Source organism: Acinetobacter sp. YH12131 (genome assembly GCF_013418635.1).
In the GTDB taxonomy this organism is placed as follows: Bacteria; Pseudomonadota; Gammaproteobacteria; order Pseudomonadales; family Moraxellaceae; genus Acinetobacter; species Acinetobacter towneri.
The window spans coordinates 39,651-46,094 of the sequence record NZ_VPBQ01000019.1 but is presented as its reverse complement, the minus strand read 5'-3'; the positions used below and the strand labels follow the sequence as shown (position 1 = coordinate 46,094).

Sequence of the window (6,444 nt, the reverse complement as noted above, 5' to 3'; positions counted from 1 at the left end):
TTGTTCCATTTTAGAGATTTGTTTAAGATAAGATATAACTCATTGAGATGTGTCATAGTATTCGTCGTTAGAAAACAATTATTGTGACATTATTTCAATGAGTTATCTATTTTTGTCGTGTACAGAGTGAGTGCGTAAAAGAATTAGATTAATAAAATACTCAAAAGAAAAATAGTAAAAGGGAACTTACAGAAAATAAGTTACCGGCTCTTAAAATTATATTTAAACAAAGAAGCCCAACTAAATGATTGGGCTTCCTCATATCTAACTTTACCTTATGATTTTCATCAGTGTACTGCAAGAATTTAGACTACTTGTTGACTTGAACACCTTTAAAAATCAATTTCTCTTTTTTTTGTGTTTCTATAAGCAGTTGTGCCTGCCCCTTACGAGATTGAAGATATAATGTGGGAGCATTCACCAGAATATCTATCATCGTACTTTCACGTAAGTTGATATCATCAGGACAGCCCATCATTGTGGCAACAATTGGTTGTTCAGCATATAAATGATTGCCCTTAAAATGAATACCAATCGAATTTATATTACAAAACAAATTCCCAATATACAGCATCTTTTCTGCAAATTTTAGCGTGATAGGTTGGTCAGGTTTTGAAGCCAGAAATAATGAATCTATACGTTCACTATTAGCATTTGTTGCCTCGATTAATTCCCAAGAAAATTGCGCCAAGGTCTGCTCACTAAAGGACATCACTTGTAATTCTTGTATCTTGGACTGATCGGCTGATGAAGGCTTATGACAAGCGCTCAAAAGTCCAACGACGAACATCAGTATAAATATTCTAGTCATCGTTATTGTCCGTATAATAATGAGTAACCCTCTTTATAGAGTTCATCAGTAGAATAATCGCTTTTGATGATCTTTAATTTTATTTATTCTCATGATTTTTCCTTGATCTAATTAAATTTTCAAAAAATACATCTACTTTGTGGTGCTATAGCTAAATTCTAAAGGCTATAGAATGTAAATATTTCTGTAAAACACCATTTTATAAAGTTTTGTACTGCTAACTTAAGTAATTAGCTATATTTGCTTATACAACATCAAGTATTAGTATAAATTTTATTTAAATAATATCGAGCTATTTTGAAATTTTTGTGACTATTTTTTTACACTTTTAGGGCACTCATCTTTCTAGGATAAATGTATTAATTATTAAAGAATGGTTATAGATTAAGTGAATCATTTCTAAGAGATTCTAAAATTAACATAATACACCTTATACGCAATCATTTTTAAATTGTGTTATAATTCAATATGTTAATACCTATTTTATAGCCCACTCTCCATCGAATGGGCTTTTTTTATGATTTTTCATGTTTCACGATCAAAAAACAATCAATGTTCCACGGTTTTGTTTAGCTTTGGCGAATAATCAATGGATGCCATTGAAGCCTTTTAGGTCTTCCGTTTTCTCAAAAATGAAGTCTCTACGATCCAGGATTAGGCAGTTTTTATGGCACTGTTGCAAATAACCACGAATGGTAAGCTGAAGACTGTTTTAGCTAAAGGTGCAGCATATGAATCCTTTCCATGGTCGGCATTTTCAGGGCGAAATCATTCTTTGGGCTGTGCGCTGGTATTGTAAATATGGCATTAGCTATCGTGAACTGCAGGAAATGCTGGCCGAACGGGGGTGAATGTTGATCACACGACTATTTACCGTTGGGTTCAACGTTATGCTCCTGAAATAGAAAAACGTTTACGCTGGTATTGGCGTAATCCTACAGATCTGAGCTCGTGGCATATTGATGAAACCTATGTAAAAGTGAATGGACGATGGTCTTATCTGTATCGTGCAGTCGATCAACGTGGCGATACCATTGATTTTTATCTTTCTTCTAGACGTAATACCAAATCAGCATATTGTTTTCTTGGAAAAATTTTAAATAATGTGAAGAAGTGGCAAATTCCACAAGTGATCAACACGGATAAAGCACCCACATATGGACGTGCTTTATCACGGTTAAAACGGGAAGGTAAATGTCCACCAGACCTTGAGCACAGGCAGATTAAGTATAAAAATAACGTGATTGAATGTGATCATGGCAAGCTAAAGCGGATCATCAGGGCCACATTAGGATTCAAATCTATGAAGACGGCTTATGCCACAATTAAAGGTATTGAAGTCATGCGTGCACTACGTAAAGGACAAGCATCGTCATTTTATTATGGTCAGCCTCAGGGTGAAGTGTGTCTAATCAACAGGGTTTTCGGTCTCTAAGTACTTTTTAAAGGGAACATCATCGACTCAAATCTCTATTTGCAACAGTGCCACTCAAAAAGAGTCCGATGGATACAGTGTTGGCAGGCAAAGGCGAACCTGTCGCAATCCTCAATCGTAATACACCAGCGTTTTACTGTGTTCCAGCTGATCTGTATGAAACGATGATGGAACAACTAGAAGACCTAGAACTGAATAAGATTGCAGATGCTCGTGCGAATCAGAAACGCATTCGAGTAAATATTGATGACCTATAAGTTAGACTTTTTAGAAGAAGCATTAGCAGAATGGAATAAGCTAAATCCAAGTATTAAGCAGCCATTGAAGAAGCAGTTGATCAAGGTTTTGTAGAATCCTCGCATTCCCAAAAACAAGCTGTCAGGACATCCTAATCGCTACAAGATTAAACTTCGTAGTATTGGTTATCGTCTGGTTTATGAAGTCGTTGATGATGAGGTAGTTGTCATCGTGATTGCTGTAGGCAGACGTGAAATCAATGCCGTCTATGATGATGCCAACTCTCGTCATTCATAAATGATGTAATGCCTATAAGCAGATAGTTTCTATGAAAACACTCATGTTTATGGGCATTTTTGATGTAGATAATCTTCGATTAGGTAGTAGTAAATTACAACTATTTTGAAATCAATAAACAACTATTTTGAAACCAAAACGAAATCAATTTATAGGTAAGACATTTACTTCACACAAAGCAGTTGATCCCATTTAAAGTAGTTCTGTGTTAGCCGATTTCGTGACATATTCCATGTTCTGTTCGGCATTAAACTTGCGCCCAAGGCAATCTTGGTTTTGCCATACTTAAGATGAATCGCTTCAAGGGAATCCATCAAAGCGTCACTGATCTCGATATGCTTCATGTCGGTAAACATGTCATATACATGGCTTGCCTTTGGTTCGAGACACGTCAGAATCACGCCACATTTCTTGAAGGCAATGTCCTTGGCATACAGGCCATCAATCATCGCTGTAGCGAGTTTAGAAAGCACCAACAGGTTGTCGGTAGGTTCTGGTAAAGCCAAGGATAAAGACTTGTTGTAGAAGGGCTTTGAGCTATCAAATGGGTTTGATTGTACGAAACCAATCAAACAACCACACAACAGATTATCATCTCTCAGTCTGCTAATCGCATCCATGACATACAATGACATGGCTTCTTTAAGATCATCAATGTGGTAGATGCGTTGACCAAAAGAACGACTAGCAATGATTTGCTTCTTTGCAGGTGGCGTATGTTCCAGTTCAATGCAAGCAATTCCATGGAGTTCCAATAAGGTTCTGTGCATCACTACAGAGAATTGGTCTCGGATCATCAGAGGGGAAGCCAAGACAAAATCCATCACTGAATGAATCCCCATACTGTTGAGCTTCTTCGTATGCTTTCGACCAATGCCCCATACTTCACTTACATCAATTGCTTGATAGACGCTCTCGGCTGAGCATGGATCCATTGAAACCAAGTTGCATACGCCATTGAAGTAATCGTTCTTCTTGGCAATATGGTTTGCGAGTTTCGCTTCAGTCTTTGAGCGTCCTATGCCAATACATACAGGTAAACCAAGCCAAGAAAACACACGCTGACGAATCTGATGAGCATATTCAGTCAAGTCGTAATTCCCTGCATGAGCTGTCAGATCCAGAAAGCACTCATCAATTGAGTAAATCTCTTGCTCTTTTGGCGATACAAAATCGGCTAGGATTTTCATGAATCTGCGAGACATCTCTGCATACAGTGCATAGTTGCTCGATAGCACCTGTACCTGATGCTGTTCGACAATGTCCTTAATCTGGAAGAGAGGAACACCCATTTTGATGCCCAAGTCTTTGGCTTCTTGGGAACGTGCTACAGCACAGCCATCATTGTTGGATAGCACAATGACAGGCTTATTGTTCAAACTTGGGTTAAAGATGCGTTCACAACTGACATAGCAGTTGTTGATGTCTACTAAAGCATAGATCTTCTGGTGAGATGCTTGCATAAGCATGAAACCAATAAAGTATTAACGCTTTCTGAATGGCTTGATGACAAAAGTCACTACACCCCAAATCACCATTTCCTGCCCATCCTTTAGATGAATGTCAGAATACTCAGGGTTCTCTGCTTTAAGCCAATGGTTATGATCACCTTCAATCATGAGACGTTTTACAGTGAACTCATTGTCGATCAGTGCAATCACGATGTCTTCATGCTTGGCTTCAATGCTCCGATCTACAATCAGTTCATCATCAATCTCAATACCTGCATCTCTCATGGAAAGTGAAGCTACTTTCACAACGAAAGTTGCAGCTTCATTTTTAATGAGGTGCTCATTCATGTCCAAAGTTTTGTCGACATAGTCCTGGGCAGGAGAAGGGAAGCCAGCAGCAACCTTTTCTGAAGCCAAGGGAATGTGCATCGAGATAGACGGATCTACAAGTGTAATTGAGGCTATATCATTGAACCTGGCTTCCTTGGATTTAACCAGGTAATTCTTGATCTCGATGACACGAGATTGCGGCACACGAATTACCTTTGTAGGTTCATCATAATTTGCCTTACGACCAGCACCTTCCCGAAATCCTCCACGCTGAGTAACCATCTAGATCTCCTTTACTTATTTGATTATGTAACATAATCAAATATATGACTGGATGTGTTACAGATTCAAGACTATTTCGATGAATGGTGAATAAACCTTATGGTTCCCATAAAGGCTACTGCAAACTTTCTCGCATTATCGCCACCTCACTGGAGGTATACGACAAATAATGTCATCTGCATGCTTACGCACGCATAGATAATTGGTTACTATTCAATTAACAAATATTAGATAAGCTATTCATTAAAGGACGATTCATGGCCCGTGCTCCAAAGAAAGAAGCCAAACAAGAACCATTAGAGGTTGTACTGTGGAAAGCAGCAGATAAGCTTCGTAAGAACATTGATGCAGCCGAATACAAGCATGTTGTTCTTGGTTTGATCTTCTTGAAGTACATCTCTGACTCATTTGAAGCCCACTACAACTTACTGGTTTCAGGTGAAGGAGAGTTTGCAGGAGCTGACCCTGAAGACCGTGATGAATACACGGCATACAACGTCTTCTTTGTTCCTGAGAACGCACGTTGGTCATTCCTGTTAAACCAAGCCAAACAACCTAACATTGGCAAGTTAGTCGATGATGCAATGGAAGCCATTGAGAATGACAACCCACAGTTGAAGGGTGTGCTCCCTAAAGTTTATGCACGTCAGAATCTCGATCCTACGAGCCTAGGAGAGCTGATTGATCTGATTGGTAACATTGCACTAGGTGATGCGAAATCTCGCTCTGCTGACGTTCTAGGGCACGTATTTGAGTACTTCCTTGGTGAGTTCGCTTTAGCTGAAGGTAAGCAAGGCGGACAGTTCTACACGCCTAAATCCATCGTAAGCTTATTGGTTAATATGCTTGAACCATATAAAGGACGTGTATTTGATCCTTGCTGTGGTTCGGGTGGTATGTTCGTACAGTCTGAGAAATTCGTAGAATCGCATCAAGGCTTAGTCGATGACATCTCCATCTATGGACAAGAAAGTAACCAAACCACTTGGCGACTCGCTAAGATGAACTTAGCGATTCGTGGCATTAACTCAGAGCATGTGAAATGGAACTCTGAAGGTTCATTCCTCAATGATGCACACAAAGACCTAAAAGCGGATTACATCATTGCTAACCCACCATTCAACGTCTCTGATTGGAGTGGTGACTTACTTAAAGAAGATGCTCGTTGGTCATTGGGTGTACCACCTGCAGGTAATGCTAACTTCGCATGGATGCAACACTTCCTGTATCACATGTCACCTAAAGGTCAGGCAGGTGTAGTCCTTGCGAAAGGTGCTTTAACCTCTAAAACCAGTGGTGAGGGTGAAATTCGTAAAGCCTTGGTTTCAGAAGCCAATGTCATTGACTGTATTGTGAACCTACCTGCAAAGCTGTTCCTGAATACCCAGATTCCTGCTGCTTTATCCGTTTATTTAAAGCTTTATATGATCTAAGCGGTGGTGATCAAGAATGGATTCAACAATTTCTTAACACTAAAAATCGAGTGACAGGAGGGATTCCACTTAAACAAATTGAAACTGCTCATGGTTTAGTTGTAGTTCTACAATTTGTTGAGACTATCCAGCACTAATTCAATAACAGCTCTGACCCATCCAAAATTC

5 protein-coding genes and 3 pseudogenes are annotated in these 6,444 nt (G+C 39.1%); 5 read left to right on the top strand and 3 right to left on the bottom strand.

The genetic code is table 11. From position 1 onward, the window contains the following. Positions 1-310 precede the first annotated feature (310 nt). Positions 311-811 carry an META domain-containing protein gene (locus tag FTU66_RS11855; protein WP_074163995.1) on the bottom strand — a complete coding sequence of 167 codons (501 nt, stop codon included), beginning with the start codon at positions 809-811 and terminating at the stop codon, positions 311-313. Positions 812-1,542: 731 nt separating this feature from the next. Between FTU66_RS11855 and FTU66_RS11850 the strand changes: the two are divergent. The 3 genes and pseudogenes from FTU66_RS11850 (at position 1,543) to FTU66_RS11840 (ending at position 2,780) form a co-directional block, all read left to right on the top strand. After that, positions 1,543-2,246 (top strand): annotated as a pseudogene (locus tag FTU66_RS11850) (IS6-like element IS1006 family transposase). Positions 2,247-2,314: 68 nt separating this feature from the next. Then, a complete protein-coding gene (locus FTU66_RS11845) occupies positions 2,315-2,503 on the top strand; it encodes a type II toxin-antitoxin system Phd/YefM family antitoxin (protein WP_004977490.1) in 189 nt (62 codons plus the stop codon). Next, positions 2,493-2,780: pseudogene (locus tag FTU66_RS11840) on the top strand (type II toxin-antitoxin system RelE/ParE family toxin). The gene FTU66_RS11845 and the pseudogene FTU66_RS11840 overlap by 11 nt, the downstream one beginning before the upstream one ends. Before the next feature lie 164 nt (positions 2,781-2,944). Here the strand turns inward: FTU66_RS11840 and FTU66_RS11835 are convergent. After that, positions 2,945-4,249 (bottom strand): Y-family DNA polymerase, encoded by a 1,305-nt coding sequence (locus tag FTU66_RS11835; RefSeq protein ID WP_180112848.1) that lies wholly within the window; start codon positions 4,247-4,249, stop codon positions 2,945-2,947. Between the two features lie 15 nt (positions 4,250-4,264). Next, entirely contained in the window at positions 4,265-4,843 is a 579-nt protein-coding gene (locus FTU66_RS11830) for a LexA family transcriptional regulator (protein ID WP_180112847.1), read from the bottom strand. A 257-nt stretch (positions 4,844-5,100) separates the two neighbouring features. Between FTU66_RS11830 and FTU66_RS11825 the strand changes: the two are divergent. Together FTU66_RS11825 and FTU66_RS11820 are read left to right on the top strand one after the other, a co-directional pair. After that, positions 5,101-6,246: pseudogene (locus FTU66_RS11825) on the top strand (N-6 DNA methylase); the annotation flags it as partial. Next, positions 6,189-6,413: an MbcA/ParS/Xre antitoxin family protein gene (locus FTU66_RS11820; protein WP_180112854.1), complete on the top strand. Its 225-nt coding sequence runs from the start codon at positions 6,189-6,191 to the stop codon at positions 6,411-6,413. The pseudogene FTU66_RS11825 and the gene FTU66_RS11820, both read left to right, overlap by 58 nt. Positions 6,414-6,444 lie beyond the last annotated feature (31 nt).